The sequence below is a fragment of the Vibrio sp. R15-SG3-ISO1B genome, from assembly GCF_059833835.1.
The window spans coordinates 42,891-57,869 of sequence record NZ_JCBDGG010000054.1 but is presented as its reverse complement, the minus strand read 5'-3'; the positions used below and the strand labels follow the sequence as shown (position 1 = coordinate 57,869).

Below are 14,979 nucleotides of genomic sequence, written 5' to 3'. Positions count from 1 at the left end.
TTACAATGATGATTATTTAAAGTCTGACCAAGCAATCTTAGGCAGATCATTACCCTCGCTGTACGTCAGCAAGGCTTCAGTAATCGCGTCACGCAAACCTTCGAGGTCACTGAATTCTTCAGGCGTAAACATAGCAAGCAAATTGTCGCTGTTTACCACCGTCATCAACAATGCACCCGACTTTGGAGAGATGAAAGCACCGCCGACCGTATCCGCATGGATCCAGCCACCGCTTTCTAGCATGAAACATTTGTTTTTCTCAGGCTTCATCTTCTTCGATACCTGTTTAAACAATGCATCAGCCTCTTCACCAGTTTCAGCAACGATTAGATTGCCTCTTGCACCCAGAATAAGCAGTAGGTCTTCAGACGGAAGAACAGTTTTACCACCAAACACATTTGCTACACCAGAGTTTGTAGTGGTCAACTAAATCCGGACACTTTGTTAGGCCGATTCTCGGCTTTAGCGGGCGGCAGCCCATCATTGTGCTGGTGCGGGCGCTGCCAGTTGTAGTAATCCATCAAAAACAGACCCACGTCTCGCCTCGCTTCACAAGCTGTCATGTAGCCTGTTGATGGGCTCCATTCTGTCTTTAAGCTACGGAACAAGCGCTCCATTGGCGCATTATCCCAACAGTTGCCACGGCGACTCATGCTCTGTGTTATCTGATAACGCCATAGCCGTTGTCTGAACTTCCGGCTCGCATATTGGCTGCCTTGGTCTGAGTGAAACATGACTCCACGAGGGCATCCTCGTTGCTGGTAAGCCATATCTAGGGCTTTCACAACCAAGTCTGCATCAGGCTTTTCTGACATCGCCCAACCTATGACTCGCCGGGTATGAAGGTCGATAACAGCAGCCAAGTAGTGCCAACGACTGCCAGCCCAGATATATGTGATATCCCCGCACCAGACTTTATTAGGTTTGACAACGTCGAACTCCCTTTCTAGTCGATTCGGGATATCCGGTCGTTCCATCTGCGCTGATTTATAAGAATGAGAGCCAGGTTGCTTAGACAACAACCCTGCCTCTTTCATCAGGCTACGCACTTTGAAACGACCAACCTGATATCCCAGCTCCTGCATCATTGACTTTAGCGAACGACTCCCTGCAGAACCACGACTCGCCTTGAATAGGCGACGAAGCTCACTTCGGAGTTTTAGTCGCTCAGGATCGACACTACGTTTTCGGGCCTTGTACTCATAGAAACAGGACGTGGAAATACCAAAAGCGGAGCAGACCAGTTCAGTGGACTCTTGCTCTCTTAACTGGTCTATCAGTGCGTACGTTCGAACTCGTCCGCCATCAAGAGAGCTGTTGCCTTTTTTAGAATCGCTTTTTCTCGTTCTAGCCGGTTGATGCGGGCCTCAAGCTCTTGAATCTTCTGCTGCTCAGGCGTCAAAGCCTTGCTGCTGGGAGTTTTACCATCACGCTCGGCCTGAAGTTGACTGACCCAGCGGCGGAGTACTGTCTCCCCAACATCCAAAGATCGACTGGCTTCAGCAACCGAATAGCCTTGATCCAGCACTAGGCACGCGGCCTCTAATTTAAACTCAGCAGTAAATGAGCGACGCTTTCTAGTCATTAAACACCTCTTGTTACGGTGGCAAGTTTACCACCTAAAGTGATGTCCGGGATCATTAGACCACTACAAGCACGACCTAAGAACATCAAACTAGGTTATCCCAAATGGCAACGTTGAAAATGACCAAGTTTTCACACCGACCTGTAAACATAAGATTAAGGTGCGCTCTTGGCGCTGTAATTAGAACAGATGACTATGGAAAATCTCATGGAAATTCGTTCTCAATACCCCTATCCGTTACGCGCCATAGCTAAACCTAAACATCAGCTCCCATTGCTTCGACATAGCAATGGGAGCTTTTAATAACAAAACACCAGTGTAAACCAAGCAAACTCGTTAAAATTAAGACTCCTTTCCTTGGTGTTTCCACCGTTCATTGCAATCCAGCAACTTCATCCCCTCTGAATCCCGAAGGTAACGGATTGGGTAAACGTTGCTAAAACTTGCCCCAATGAAAAAGGCTTCCCATCACGCCATGATTAACATGGAGCAATGGGAAGCCTTAGTTTCACTAGGAAGTGAGTCGACTATTTTATGGTACATACATGGTGCTTTCTACTTGGTTTGTTACCGATGGACTAATCCACCGTAACTTTTATCTCATCGAACACGCCCATTTCGACGTAGCTGAGAAAGTTGGATTCCCACATCGAGTAGAACTCCATTACCTCACTACTTGTTATCGGCAGCTCCGGAACATAGGAAAAACTGGCTGTTCCAGATGAGAAGTTAAAATCCACTTCTTTAACCAGTTCAGGATAAGGACCACCGCAATACGCAAAGTCGGTGATGTAATCAAAAATCCACTGGTCGTAGAGACGTACAAGCCTGATTTCAACTGGGTGCCAACCACCGTTTTCCGAACTGTAGGATGAATCTCGGAAGTTGATCACCACCGATTGGATCATGGGTGTCCATTTGCCTGATTCGCTGATCACTCGGTTTAAAGCATCTTGAAGATCGACACTGACAGGCAGCAGCAATCGCTCAACGTCAAAAGTTAAGTTCATAATAAAATCTCGTTTAGTTTGTTAGGGGTGCACTCTTGTTAAGTGCTCGATATGAAAGCCAGTGTTGGCTTAGTGGGTAAGGATTGATGTGGTTTTTGGGTTATTCAGCTTTGGCTTCAGAGTTCACTAGAGATAGGATTTCGTCTCGAATCGTTACGTAGCCTGCCGCTAGAACGTGGAGGAAGACTGATTTCTCCGACTGGATGATAAGACCAAGCCCCCTGCAACAAGCAGCCATAAAACCCGCGTTGTTCGCTGACTGTCCAGAAAACACACACTTCATCACAGAGCTCTTGAACGGCTTGTCACCCTGCACATCCAGAACAGCGGTGATATCTTTAAGCGGGATCCATTCCTTGCTGTGTAGACCACCACCCTGATTTCCAGACATACGAATATAGAGCTCGTTTTCTTCATCATGAATGGCGATTTCATAGAACACATGGTTCTCTGTTTTCGGACTTAACTTTTTCGCTTTGCCCTCGCGCACGATATGAGTGAAATGGTCTACTGGCAGTTCTTCCAAGACTGTTACTTGTTCATTGCCCTCTACGATTTCAGGTTGAACCGTTTCTTGTTGTTGGTTTGATTTACGTGCCATAGGACACCTCCTTTAAGATGGAATTGTTCAGGTTTAATTTGGTTTTAAGATTCAGCTTGGTCAGCTAACTTGACGACAGGGAACGTTGGACTGTTCAATGGAGCGCAGCAGTACACACCTGAGCCCTCCATGGTCACTATGGCGACCGCTAATAGCCAAGGACAGTCAGGAGAGTTAAGAATTAGCACCCACTCGCTAAAGTTACTAAGAAATCTTAGAAAATGCTGGTCTTCCTCAGATTCTTCACTCAAGGTTTCGTCGGTATCGGACTCCTCAATCAAGTACAAGGTCGTACCGACTTCATCCCAAAACGTTTTCGTATTTTCTTCATCACCGAATGGCTCTATCAGGTGCTCTAGCAGTTTTGCTTTCACACCATCCGGCATTGGCAGTGATTGAATGTCTTCAAACTTGTTTACTGTTTTCATTTCTAATCTCCGTTTAATAATGAAAAAGCCCCTGTTTAGCTCATCGCTAAACAGGGGCTTTTCTAATGTCATTTCTAAATTAACTGGTTAAACCTAACTTCTTCATTCCCAACGTATCTCTGGCTTCGCAGTCACCATATCCGACAAACGAGAGCCAATCTCTCTCCGACGCCCTACAGTCAATTTTGAGTAGCGTCTTGTTGATGACAGGTCAGCGTGATTCAACTGCTTGGCTATGTCGTGTAACGAGACTCCTTGGCTAGCTAACAAACTCCCAACTGTATGACGAGCTGAATGCAGGGTTAGATTCGCTTTATCTCCGGGTATGTCGGGCAATCCCATCTTGGCTTTGATAGCCTTGAAGGCATGTCTAGGTTGCCCTACTGGTTTACCCTTTTTGCGTCCGGGAAAGAGATACGGATTATTTGCCACATGAGGCACCGAACTCAAAATTTCAAGCATGTAATCACTTAGGAATAAAACGTGACTACTACCGTTTTTCGTATGGGGGATAGTGAGTGTTTTATCCTCCCAATTCACATCGGATTTCAAGCGCAAACGCAGTTCCTTATCCCTCGCGCCAGTCAAAAACAGCAAGGCTAGGTACGCGCCAATACTTTTGTCTTCATGGTTCAGTGCGTGACCTATAAACTCCTTTAGCTGTGATTCGGACAAGTACCCAGTTCGCACGTTATCTTCTTTCAACAAGCTCACCTTGTCAGCAATGAGCGGCGCGTCCATCAACTTGTATGCCTGACGATTGATCGTTTTGAGCAAGGCTAGAACACGGTTTATCGAAGCAGGAGCATATGGTTTACCCTTAATCGTAACGGCGTTTTGCATCTCCATTTGGACTTTGATGATATCTGCGGCGGTTAGGTCATGAATTGATATGTGATGTATCGACTTTGCCAAACGAAACCGAGCAACATCATCCTTCCAACTACGCTTCTGTTTAGCGAGAGGCAAATAGACTTCATCAAAGAACCGTTCTAGAGTCATCGTCTTCTCGGTAGTCTGATTGTCACGCTCAAGCTTTGGATCAATACCTTCAAGGATCTTCTGGCGATATTCCTTAGCAATCTTTCTCAAGGTTACAAGATCTGTCTCAGGGTGACGGCCAAGACCAATCGCAGATTTTTTACCCGGGACCTGAGGACTAATATACCTCAGTAAGAAGCGTTTCCCGCCAGATTTACCCACCAAGCAACGCACGCCAGTAGGTAAACCACTGTCTTTCATAGCGGATAAATTGACTTCGTAATCGGTGGATTTTGCGGTTCTAGGGTTGGGTTTAAGGTTGTTGAGGAAAGTGGTGGTGAGTCGTTGTGATTTGCTCATTCAAACCTCCATTAAATAGATATTCATTTCATTTAATGTATGCTTGAACCGTTTTTTGTTACGGATAAAATAAAAGCCGAACGATACAACATGAAGCTATATGGTTCGGCTTTACCCACCCCTATCCCTAAGAAACCTTGAACCGTTTCAGCTACTTGCCTCGGCGTTTTCACCTAGTCAGTGACAGATTACAAGGTTATCCGAATACCTATACACGACCTCAACTTTAAAGTTAAGGTGGTGCTCATTAAGAAAGGTATTTGTTGTTGAACTGGTATCCAGCTCTGTTTTGAGGATTGAGCCCCTCATAGGCTATTGGGTTTTCGGTTTAATCTTAAAACGGTAGTAACTCGCTCTGCAAGCCAAGTTTCATTAACTTTTGATAAAAAGAAAATCTCATCGGTGAAATATGCTTGTGATTAAAAAAATGGGAAGGCGTATCTTGATCTAAACGACCACTGTTCCTCGCCCAGTCAACGATGTTAGATTGAACCAAAAGATGACCTAACAATACTTCAAACTCTTGAATTAACTCATCGGTATTGTTGCAGTCTATAACTTCCCAAAGATACCAGTTTGACTCTTCATTATCTGAGGATACCAGCCCCTTTGAATTGGTTTCTATTATTGGTGAATATCCATTTTGGACTTTTCTCCACTGAACTAAACCAGCGCGGTACTGAACCACAAGTTTATAAAAGCTATTACTTTCAAGTACCACAACTCTCAAGATATTGATGCCCTTTTTATACTCATAAGACGGCTCTAATCGGACATGGTGTTTGAATATGATATCTCCGGTTAGCTTTATAAATTTAGTTGATAAGTCATCTCCATCAGGTGCGTGTCTATAGAACAAATGCTCCATTTTCTGCTTAAGTAGGTGACCATAATTGTTTATGAAATAGCGCATTTGTCGCTCAGTAGCTAAAGCATGACCATTTAGCCATCGAGATGCCAAAGAACTAGAAGATCCACTCAAACCGGCCTTCTTCTCAATCTCTTTATTCGTGTAATCACCTTCTTGCTTAGCAATTTTCAACAACTGCCTTGTATATTTGTATTTTTTACCGTCACTTTTTGTCATGCTAACCAACTTTTATTTAATAGAAAGCCGATGGCATTAAACCATCGGCTTTAGACTTAGTCATCCCCTAAGTAGTCATCATTATTTGGATTGTGAGCATCCGCCCAGTCATCCATATCAGAATCATTATTAGGGTTATTAATATCAGACCACAGGTCTAGCTCGTCTTGTGACATATCTGAAGGATCCATCATAATTATTTCTTTCCTTGATAACGTGAGTTGTTTGGGTTTAGTTGATTTGCTCGATTATCTTGAGCCTTTTGGTACGTGGTGTTATGTCCAGATGTACCTTTGTTGCTGTTAGCTTGATTTGCTTTATGGTTGTTCTGTTTGTTGCTCATCGTTCTATCTCCTTTGTTGAATGAACGATGACATTGTATGAGAGGTGGTTTAGTAGCGACGATGATGGGACGGTGATTGTTCAGTGATTCTTAGTGATATTCAGTGATTTTGGACGAATGAGTGGAAAATGTCATAGCTTAAAAGGGAAACTTCCACTGTATTACCTACAGATTTCGCCACCAGAGCCACTAACATAGTATTAATAATAACCAGTACAACAGCAGCCTACGGCAAGCTGTTGTACTGGTTATTATATATTTAATATCAATACCCTATCGAAAACCTAGCTCTCAGTTCATTTCGCAACATTCGCACAATCACCAAATCACAGACACCTGAAGCGAAGCGAGTCCCTATCTCTCGCATAGAAACTCAACCGCAAGCATATAGTTCAGAGCACACCGAGAGCCGAGACACTAATCCCGTACAATTACCACCAGAAGGTACTCTAGTCGTCACCGAACGAGCTTAGAGCAGCGATATTCACACACTAATGGTTAGTAGTAACAGTGCGGAATCCTATCGATTAAAGCCATTTGGCAATGCTGAGTAGTCAAATTAAAAGCGATTACTCAACAAAGATCACAGAATGAAATAAGCCTCATATATTACCCTTCGCCATTGGCTATCTAAATCATTGAAATAAAAATCAAAATGAAAAATATAAATAAAATCCTTCTTGTAACATCGGTTTCTATTGGTCTCGCAGCTTGCGGCGGTGGTGGAGGTTCTTCGAGTGGTTCATCACCTAGCTCAAAAACCCTAAAAGGTACAGCTATCGACGGGTACTTAACTGGTGCAACAGTATTTTTAGACGTCAACTATAATGGCAAATTAAACGCTGGTGAGCCTAGCGTCGTTACGGGTGAAGATGGTTCATGGGAACTACTGACAACAGGATCTTATGCAGAATGCTCTGAATACGTACCGTTAGTTGTCGATGTTCCTGTAGGCGCTATCGACTCTGACTACGGTGAAGTCACAGAAGCTTACCAAATGACTTACCCACCAGCATTTGCGATAGCATCCGATCAGGAAATCAAGAACACTACTCCTCTAACTACTGTTGTTTGGGGGACTATTCAGAAAGAGCTGCATGCTGATGGTGAAAAACTGACATGTGACAATGTAAAAGCAAGTTTTGATACGCGTGAACGCATCAAAGACCGTTTAGAAGAACAGGAGTTCCGTGTTGCACAACGCTATAACGTAACCGTTGATGAGCTTTATGGTGACTATATCAAAACAGGTGATACCAACCTTCACGCTAAAGCTGCTGCACTAGTCCCATCCATGAAAGCCTCATACGCAGATACCGTGGCTATTGAAGCTAATAACCCTAATGCCGTTGCTGCATGGGTGGAGTACTTTAAGAGTGACTGGGATGAACGAACTCATTTCGCTGATGGGTGGTACAAACAAACATATCTAAATTTAGGTGAGGCTGAAGGCTGGTCAACTACAACTGAAGCCGTGACTGACAATCTAAATACAGTATTAAAGACTGTTGAATACAATTCAGGCTATCGTATTAATTTGGACGATATCACCTACGAATGGACCATCTCGTTTAATGACAATCTAAATGCAAATGACTGCTCTGCGATGGAGTGGATTGAGCAAACAACTGATACCGCATACGGTGTCCTGAATGTGTTTAGCTCAACCGCAAAAGAAGCAAATAACTGTATAAACGAAGACTGGTCAACGCTTAAAGATACTGTAAAACAACAATTAACCACACGTGTGCAAACCCCGAATAGTAACGCAGGTTCACAGCACTTCTTTGCCAGCACGACGGAAACGGGCCTTGGTCACCTTGTCATGGTTGACCCAGCGACTATAGATGCAAGCGAGTTCGATGCCGTCAACTTCATTAGTACTGACTTTAATGACACTAATGACTACGGTGCTTACCTTTGGGGGCGTATTCTTGCGGAATACGAACCAACATCAGAATTATCACAACGCACAACCTCTCACAACAATGCAGGTCATTGGTCTCGTACTCTCATATACACAAACGGTACTTACGCTGAACAGTGCTCTTATGACAACGGAGCAACTTGGGTAGCTAAGACAGGGGATAATTGCGAGCAGTAAGCCTTAATCATATATGGGGGCGGTTACCCTGCCCCCATTTATTCTTATCATTACTACCTGTGCGTGAATATCTTATGTCAATATCCCCAACGCGCTTCCAACACACACAGCAAAACCACCTATCTCAAGCCGACTTTTCGACTATCCATCAAAACGATCAGTTGTTCCATAAAGGCAAAGCCAAACCGCATAGCACCGTAAAGTCACCATGGTCGTACCATGGTTCTTCAAGCTCAGAGCCCTTGCTAATACTGGCTTGCGAGTTTACAGAAGTTTGCGTTTGTTGGATTTGCTAGGATTCCCTTGCGCACAGAATCGTCATGCGATGAACCATATATGGACCATGGGAGAAATTTTAAGGCGGATAAAGAGAGCCTATTGGAGCGAAAAAAGAGATGACAACAGAAAAGGAGTTTTGAGGTAAGCACCTGAAAAGTAGAACATTTTCAAACACCTAAAACGACGAAAGGCCGCTATAAAAGCGACCTTTCTAATATGGTACCGGTGGGCGGACTTGAACCGCCACGCCCGAAGGCAACGGATTTTGAATCCGTCGTGTATACCAATTTCACCACACCGGCATCTTGGGGATGACTCCCTGTTGATGTCTGGCATTATACGTAAGCTTTGCCATCGCGCAAGTGCAAAAAGCTGATTTGCTTATTGTTTGCTGATAAATTCGCCACAAAGTCGTAAGCTGTGCGCAAGCTCTCTTTTCATCACCAGTTTGACACTATATTCTGGCGCCAGTTTTTTAAGGGTAAGTCGTTTTATGTCTAGCAATAGCACCTTGCCACCAGCGGGACTTTTTCGCCGCTTAGGGGCACTTTTTTATGATGGATTGATCATCATTGCCATCGAAATGATGGCGGCCGGTATCGTTATCGCCATTTTACATGCGCTAATGGCGCTCGGCGTATTTCATGTTGGCCAATACCAAGACGTCAGTGATTTCCTTACGCAGCATCCGGTATGGAGCCCTCTCTACACCTTCTATCTCGCGGCGGTGTGGGTCTACTTCTTTGTCTACTTTTGGACAAAAGCGGGCCAAACATTGGGCATGCGTGCCTGGAAACTGCAACTGCAAAATGAGCAAGGTGGTCGAATCACGGTGACGCAAGCGCTGATTCGCATTGGCACATCCGGTTTCGGCCTGGCCAATCTTAGTGTGCCTATCGATCCCAAAAAGCGTGGCTTTCACGATATATGGGCTAAAACGCGCGTCGTGGTATTGCCCAAAGCGCAATAACAATCTGATAGGTAATAAAAAAGGAAAGCGATGTGCTTTCCTTTTTTGGTTTCTGTCCCAGCCTAAATCAGCTGGTCTATTCGGTGCTTAGTCAACACTGAGCTCTTTCAGCATCGAATCTGGTAGCGCCAACTCATTGTTCTTATTGACCGAAATGCCCGCGTCAATAATCGCTGTTGCAATCGCTTTGGCTTCATCCAGTGAATGCATCGCTGCCGTACCGCATTGGTATTCGTTGAGCTCTGGAATCTTGTTCTGGCTTTCCACTTTCAGCACATCTTGCATTGCCGCGAGCCATGCGTCAGCAACTTGAGACTCGGTCGGTGTGCCAATTAGGCTCATGTAGAAGCCTGTACGACAACCCATCGGTGAAATATCGATGATTTCCACGCTCTCACCGTTAAGGTGGTTACGCATGAAACCAGCGTATAGATGCTCAAGGGTGTGGATGCCTTTTTCTGACAAGATGTCTTTGTTTGGGGCGGTAAAACGCAAATCAAACACTGTGATAGTATCCCCTTTCGGCGTGGTCATCGTTTTTGCCACGCGAACGGCTGGGGCATTCATACGAGTGTGATCTACGGTAAAGCTATCTAGTAACGGCATGGTCCGTCTCCATTGGTTCCAAGCTCTTGGGAGCTGTTCTATTCTTTTTTTCGCCCGGCGATAACAGCTAGGCAGATAGTCAAAGCCTAGCAAATCGACGATGAATGAGCGAGCCTATTGTGGCACGGATTACGCCTGCTGCGGCGTTTTTAAGTACGCGAAGTAGTCTTCTAAAAACGCATCAAATGACAGGCTGTCTTTCGCTTCAATGTCAGCTTGTGCCTCCACTGAGCGCGCGACTTCTTGTTCCATCAGAGACTCACTGTAGGTACGGTATTGATGAGCTTGATGGCGCGCTTTGTACTGACGACCAAACTCTCGGCCCACACTCCCTAAACCGCCTAGGCGTTTGGTGTCTGCCAGTAGTTGCCCTGAAATGGTCAGCTCTGGGTTATCAATCCACTCAAGCAGTGTCTTCGCCACATCTTGGTACGCCTGACCACCGGCTGCCTCATCCATGACTTTGGCGATCGCCGTCAATTCAGAAAATACACGCTTAGCCCAGGTTTGCAACGTTAAGACTTCACCTTTGCAGCCAATCTGCAACTCAAGACCCGGCTTGCGACCTTCGACAATCACTTTGTTCCAGTTCTCTCGCCAGCACGCTTGCTCACAAAAATCCATCGGCTCAGAGTCACTTAATGCAGCCCATGCTAAGAAGAGGTCGAGGAAGCGAACCTGATCTTCGGTAATACCCACCGAACTGTATGGGTTCACGTCCAGTGAGCGCACCTCAATGTACTCAACTCCGCCTCGGCGCAACGCTTCAGACGGTTTCTCACCGCTTTTGGTCACTCGTTTCGGACGGATAGGCGCATAAAGCTCATTTTCAATCTGTAAAACGTTGCTATTGAGTTGACGGTACTCACCATCCACTTTCACGCCTATCTTGGCAAACTTGTCTGAAGGCGTGCGAATCGCTTCATTAAGCCCTGCTAAATACTCATCAATGCTATTGAATCCGATCTTGAGGACGCTTTGCGCGCTATTGGTGTAACCCAAATCACTCAAGCGCAGTGAGGTAGCGTTCGGCAGATAGAGGGTTTCACCAATGTTTTCAAACGGCAGTTTTGTCTCTCGGCCACGAATAAACGAAGAGCAGAGCGCCGGTGAAGCGCCAAAGAAATAAGGAATCAGCCACCCAAAGCGGTAGTAATTGCGAATTAAGCCGAAGTACGCCTCAGATTTGCTCTCTTGACGCGCATTCTCATCTTGCTCTCCATAGAGGGCATCCCAGAAACTGTCTGGGAAAGAGAAGTTAAAATGCACACCAGAGATAATTTGCATCAAACTGCCGTAGCGACGCTTCAACCCTTGGCGATACAGCGTTTTCATCTTGCCCGAGTTCGAGTCGCCATATTGAGCAAGGTTGATCAACTCTTCATGCTCTACGTAGCAAGGCATCGACAGTGGCCACAGTTTCTCTTCCCCCAGTTTGGTTTGGGTGAAATGGTGGATGTCTTCAAGCTGCGCCATCAACTGATCGATGTCGTGCGACACCGGAGTGATGAACTCGAGCAGCGATTCAGAGAAATCCGTCGTGATCCATTGGTTGGTCAACGCCGATCCTAACCCTTGAGGGTGCGGAGTGGTCGCCAAACGCCCGTCTTGATAGCGCAAAGTCTCTCGCTCGACGCCACGGCTAAAGTGTTGGAATACTTCTGGGTTACGAGCGACTCGCTCTAATCGCGCAGCAAAATCTGTCAAAATGAAGTTCACTTATGTTTAATCGTTTCTACGTTCTCAGTTATGTGTACTCTAACGGATGATTTCAAGCTCTTCTATCGGAATCTGTAAACTTTCTAGCTGGGGTTTTAACGATTTCGCATCGCCCACCACGATGATTTGATACTGGCTGGGATCAAACCACTTCGCCGCGAGTGCGTTTAACGTCTCCTTGCTGACCGTTGCCACAATCTGATTTCGTTGCTGTAAATAGTCTTCATCCAATCCGAACGCCAATATACTGCCTAGCAGTTGCGCTTTTTGCGCCGGAGTTTCGTAGTTGAGTGCATCTTGTTGACCGACGGCAAGACGCAAAAATTTCATCTCCTCATCGCTCATTCCCTGCAGGGCAAACTGTTCAAGCTCGTTACTCATCTCCACCAGTGCAGGCTGTGTGGCATCTGCTCTAACTTGAGCGGAAAAGACCAAGGCCCCCACTTCGCGGTTGGAGGCCAAATAGCCACTGGCACCATAGGTATAGCCTTTGTCTTCCCTTAGGTTTTGATTCAGACGGCTATTGAAATTGCCAGCCAAGTTAAAGTTGGCCAGTTGCGTAAGATAAACCTCTCCGGTTGCGTCAAATGGTAAGCCTTGTCGCACCATACGAATAATCGCTTGTGGCGCTCCCGGCTTATCCACTAGGTAGAGCTTTTGCTGGGCAAGGGGCTCAACCGACTGAGGTCGTAGCAATGGCGCCGCCTCGCCTTGCCACTCTTTCAAAAACGCGAGCTGTTTGACGATCTGCCTGCGGATGATGTCCCCCACAACCACTACTTGTGCACCTTGCGGCGTGTAGTGCTGCTGATAAAACGCCTTCACATCGTCTAGGCTAATCGCCTCGACCGAGGCTTGGGTGCCGTCGCTCGAACGTTCATAGACACTACCAGAAAACAGAACTTGTCGCGTGGCTTGTGACGCCAGCCAAGTCGGTTTCTGATGTTGATACACCAGCCCTTCTAATGTCTGCTTTTTAATCCGCTCGAAGTCGTCAGCATCAAAAGCGGGCTTGAACAGCACTTCTTCGACAATCGCTAACGTTGGCGTGAGGTTTTTCTCCAAGGTGGAGATCGACAGCGAGGTGGTGTAATTGCCCGCTCTCACCGAAAGCGTACTGCCCAACGCATCCAGTTTGGCTTGCAGCTCTTCCACACTCGACTCAGTGGTGCCCTCTTCGAGTAACGACGCCGTTAAGTTAGCCAGCCCCTCTTTACCTTGCGGGACATAACGCTCCCCAGCCGGGAAACTTATCTCCAGCTGAACCGTCGGCGTTTCTGAGCTCACGGTACCAATCAGCTCAGCGCCATTATCAAAATAGACGCGGTACAGCTCAGGCATCGTTGCTTCGACACCCTTGGCGACCTCTGGCATCACCGAGCGGTCAAAATCATCCTCTGCACGTCGATACGCCAGCTGGCTCTCATCCACTTTTTGGTATTCCGGCAACTGGCGTTTAGGGGTGACAAACGTCGCCGGCGCGGCTGCAAGCTCCGCTTTCCCACGCGGAATTACACTTAATGTCACTTTGTGTTGGTCTTTGATAAAACGCTGATACGCAGCTTGCACGGACTCTGGCGTCACGTTACGGATCTGCTCTAGCTGAGTCTGCATTCTATCTGGTTGACCAAAGAAGGTTTGATTGGATGCCAACTGCGAGACTTTACCGCGCACACTTTGCAAGGCAAAGACGGCGTCAGCTTCCGCCATACCGGTAATCTGGTCAAGGCGCGCTTGAGTGGCCCCTGTTTGCTCGAACTCCTCAAGGGTGTCCATCAGCGCTTGGTAGAGCGGCGTCAACTGCCCTTTGTCACCGGATGGTCCCATGGCATAAACGTAGAAGCTACAGGCAAGTTCAGCGCAATCTTGGAAGGCGCCCGCATCCACAGCCATCTCTGTTTTGACCAAGTTTTGATAGAGCAAGCTATTGGCGCCACTGCCCAAAATATTCGCCAATGCATTAAGCGAGGCCTGATTTTGCTCGCCGTTGTAAGTGGTTGGCCATCCCACCAACACCATAGGTTGAGAAATGCGATCCTCTAGCGTGACATAGCGATCTTCATTGAGCTGAGCCGGCTGTTTCGGCGCTTTCTCTACCTCTGGTCCTGCCGGAATTGAAGCAAAATACTGGTGAACCCATTCAAGCGTTTGATCCACGTCGATATCGCCACCGATCGTCAGCACAGCATTATTCGGTCCATACCAGCGTAAAAAGAAAGCTTTAAGATCGTTGACATCCACACGGTCTAAATCCTCGACATAACCGATCGTTTGCCACGAATAGGGATGGCCTTCTGGGTACATGGCTTCCGCCATCTTTTCCCACATCAAGCCATACGGGCGATTATCGAAATTCTGCGCTCGCTCGTTTTTCACCGTATCACGTTGGACTTCAAACTTACGTTGTGAGACCGCATCAAGCAAAAATCCCATACGATCGGACTCAAGCCACAACATTTTTTCTAGCTGATTTGAAGGGACAGTTTCAAAGTAGTTGGTTCGGTCACGGTTGGTCGTACCGTTTAACGTACCGCCCGCTTCAGTGATAATTTTAAAGTGTTGCTGATCGCCAACATGTTCGCTGCCTTGGAACATCATGTGTTCAAAAAAGTGGGCAAAGCCGGATTTACCGACTTCTTCCCGCGCAGAGCCTACATGGTAAGTGACGTCCACATGGACAAGAGGATCTGAATCATCCGGAGAGAGGATGACCGTCAACCCGTTGTCGAGGCGATATTTGGCATAAGGGATCATCGCAACGCCAGGCTGAGGCTTTACCTCTTCGATCAGAGAAACGCCCGGAGGGAGAGAAGAAAACAGCGATACTGAAGGAATCGTGCTGCTCGCGCAGCCATACAAAGCAAGGAGAGAAAGGGCACCAAGCCAGAGTTTTCTCATGACATCTC

Annotated in this window: 14 protein-coding genes and 1 tRNA gene; 2 read left to right on the top strand and 13 right to left on the bottom strand. The window is 46.5% G+C overall.

What is annotated here, in order from left to right; all coding sequences use genetic code 11:
* Window positions 1–12 precede the first annotated feature (12 nt).
* The 9 genes from AC6R0S_RS17245 to AC6R0S_RS17205 all read right to left on the bottom strand — a co-directional run bounded on the left by AC6R0S_RS17245 (window position 13) and on the right by AC6R0S_RS17205 (window position 6,395).
* Window positions 13–426, bottom strand: a complete 414-nt coding sequence (locus AC6R0S_RS17245) for a hypothetical protein (protein WP_500638434.1) — start codon at window positions 424–426, stop codon at window positions 13–15.
* A protein-coding gene (locus AC6R0S_RS17240) for an IS3 family transposase (protein ID WP_500638074.1) occupies window positions 423–1,585 on the bottom strand; the annotation gives its coding sequence in 2 pieces (ribosomal slippage) (window positions 423–1,330 and window positions 1,330–1,585; 1,164 coding nt in all). Before AC6R0S_RS17240 ends, AC6R0S_RS17245 begins: the two co-directional genes overlap by 4 nt.
* A 578-nt stretch (window positions 1,586–2,163) precedes the next feature.
* Window positions 2,164–2,595, bottom strand: coding sequence for a DUF2787 domain-containing protein (locus AC6R0S_RS17235; protein ID WP_025629828.1), 432 nt, complete (start codon window positions 2,593–2,595; stop codon window positions 2,164–2,166).
* A gap of 100 nt (window positions 2,596–2,695) precedes the next feature.
* Window positions 2,696–3,196 (bottom strand): hypothetical protein, encoded by a 501-nt coding sequence (locus tag AC6R0S_RS17230; protein WP_500638433.1) that lies wholly within the window; start codon window positions 3,194–3,196, stop codon window positions 2,696–2,698.
* A 44-nt stretch (window positions 3,197–3,240) separates the two neighbouring features.
* A complete protein-coding gene (locus tag AC6R0S_RS17225) occupies window positions 3,241–3,624 on the bottom strand; it encodes a hypothetical protein (RefSeq protein ID WP_500638432.1) in 384 nt (127 codons plus the stop codon).
* Window positions 3,625–3,726: 102 nt separating this feature from the next.
* A complete protein-coding gene (locus tag AC6R0S_RS17220) occupies window positions 3,727–4,965 on the bottom strand; it encodes a site-specific integrase (protein ID WP_500638431.1) in 1,239 nt (412 codons plus the stop codon).
* A gap of 334 nt (window positions 4,966–5,299) precedes the next feature.
* The gene (locus AC6R0S_RS17215; RefSeq protein WP_500638430.1) at window positions 5,300–6,052 is read right to left on the bottom strand and encodes a hypothetical protein; all 753 of its coding nucleotides are present in this window, start codon (window positions 6,050–6,052) and stop codon (window positions 5,300–5,302) included.
* Window positions 6,053–6,108: 56 nt separating this feature from the next.
* On the bottom strand, window positions 6,109–6,246 hold the full coding sequence (locus tag AC6R0S_RS17210; protein WP_023585698.1) for a hypothetical protein: 138 nt from the start codon (window positions 6,244–6,246) through the stop codon (window positions 6,109–6,111).
* A gap of 2 nt (window positions 6,247–6,248) precedes the next feature.
* Window positions 6,249–6,395 (bottom strand): hypothetical protein, encoded by a 147-nt coding sequence (locus tag AC6R0S_RS17205; protein ID WP_023585697.1) that lies wholly within the window; start codon window positions 6,393–6,395, stop codon window positions 6,249–6,251.
* 655 nt (window positions 6,396–7,050) lie between these two features.
* On the opposite strand from AC6R0S_RS17205, the gene AC6R0S_RS17200 reads away from it, so the two are divergent.
* Window positions 7,051–8,499 (top strand): hypothetical protein, encoded by a 1,449-nt coding sequence (locus AC6R0S_RS17200; protein ID WP_500638429.1) that lies wholly within the window; start codon window positions 7,051–7,053, stop codon window positions 8,497–8,499.
* A 496-nt stretch (window positions 8,500–8,995) separates the two neighbouring features.
* Here the strand turns inward: AC6R0S_RS17200 and AC6R0S_RS17195 are convergent.
* A tRNA-Leu gene (locus AC6R0S_RS17195) sits at window positions 8,996–9,080 on the bottom strand.
* Window positions 9,081–9,271: 191 nt separating this feature from the next.
* Between AC6R0S_RS17195 and AC6R0S_RS17190 the strand changes: the two genes are divergently transcribed.
* On the top strand, window positions 9,272–9,748 hold the full coding sequence (locus AC6R0S_RS17190) for an RDD family protein (protein WP_334555102.1): 477 nt from the start codon (window positions 9,272–9,274) through the stop codon (window positions 9,746–9,748).
* Window positions 9,749–9,835: 87 nt separating this feature from the next.
* Here the strand turns inward: AC6R0S_RS17190 and luxS are convergent, their stop codons facing one another.
* The 3 genes from luxS to AC6R0S_RS17175 all read right to left on the bottom strand — a co-directional run bounded on the left by luxS (window position 9,836) and on the right by AC6R0S_RS17175 (window position 14,971).
* Window positions 9,836–10,354: an S-ribosylhomocysteine lyase gene (gene luxS / locus AC6R0S_RS17185; RefSeq protein WP_500638428.1), complete on the bottom strand. Its 519-nt coding sequence runs from the start codon at window positions 10,352–10,354 to the stop codon at window positions 9,836–9,838.
* 129 nt (window positions 10,355–10,483) lie between these two features.
* Window positions 10,484–12,061 (bottom strand): glutamate--cysteine ligase, encoded by a 1,578-nt coding sequence (gshA, locus tag AC6R0S_RS17180; protein WP_500633033.1) that lies wholly within the window; start codon window positions 12,059–12,061, stop codon window positions 10,484–10,486.
* Between the two features lie 51 nt (window positions 12,062–12,112).
* Window positions 12,113–14,971 (bottom strand): M16 family metallopeptidase, encoded by a 2,859-nt coding sequence (locus AC6R0S_RS17175; protein WP_500638427.1) that lies wholly within the window; start codon window positions 14,969–14,971, stop codon window positions 12,113–12,115.
* Between the last annotated feature and the right edge of the window lie 8 nt (window positions 14,972–14,979).

Coding starts and splice junctions, on each gene's coding strand:
- AC6R0S_RS17235 (WP_025629828.1), bottom strand. CDS start 2,595: ATGAACTTAACTTTTGACGTTGAGCGATTGCTGCTGCCTGTCAGTGTC.
- AC6R0S_RS17230 (WP_500638433.1), bottom strand. CDS start 3,196: ATGGCACGTAAATCAAACCAACAACAAGAAACGGTTCAACCTGAAATC.
- AC6R0S_RS17225 (WP_500638432.1), bottom strand. CDS start 3,624: ATGAAAACAGTAAACAAGTTTGAAGACATTCAATCACTGCCAATGCCG.
- AC6R0S_RS17220 (WP_500638431.1), bottom strand. CDS start 4,965: ATGAGCAAATCACAACGACTCACCACCACTTTCCTCAACAACCTTAAA.
- AC6R0S_RS17215 (WP_500638430.1), bottom strand. CDS start 6,052: ATGACAAAAAGTGACGGTAAAAAATACAAATATACAAGGCAGTTGTTG.
- AC6R0S_RS17210 (WP_023585698.1), bottom strand. CDS start 6,246: ATGATGGATCCTTCAGATATGTCACAAGACGAGCTAGACCTGTGGTCT.
- AC6R0S_RS17205 (WP_023585697.1), bottom strand. CDS start 6,395: ATGAGCAACAAACAGAACAACCATAAAGCAAATCAAGCTAACAGCAAC.
- AC6R0S_RS17200 (WP_500638429.1), top strand. CDS start 7,051: ATGAAAAATATAAATAAAATCCTTCTTGTAACATCGGTTTCTATTGGT.
- AC6R0S_RS17190 (WP_334555102.1), top strand. CDS start 9,272: ATGTCTAGCAATAGCACCTTGCCACCAGCGGGACTTTTTCGCCGCTTA.
- luxS (WP_500638428.1), bottom strand. CDS start 10,354: ATGCCGTTACTAGATAGCTTTACCGTAGATCACACTCGTATGAATGCC.
- AC6R0S_RS17175 (WP_500638427.1), bottom strand. CDS start 14,971: ATGAGAAAACTCTGGCTTGGTGCCCTTTCTCTCCTTGCTTTGTATGGC.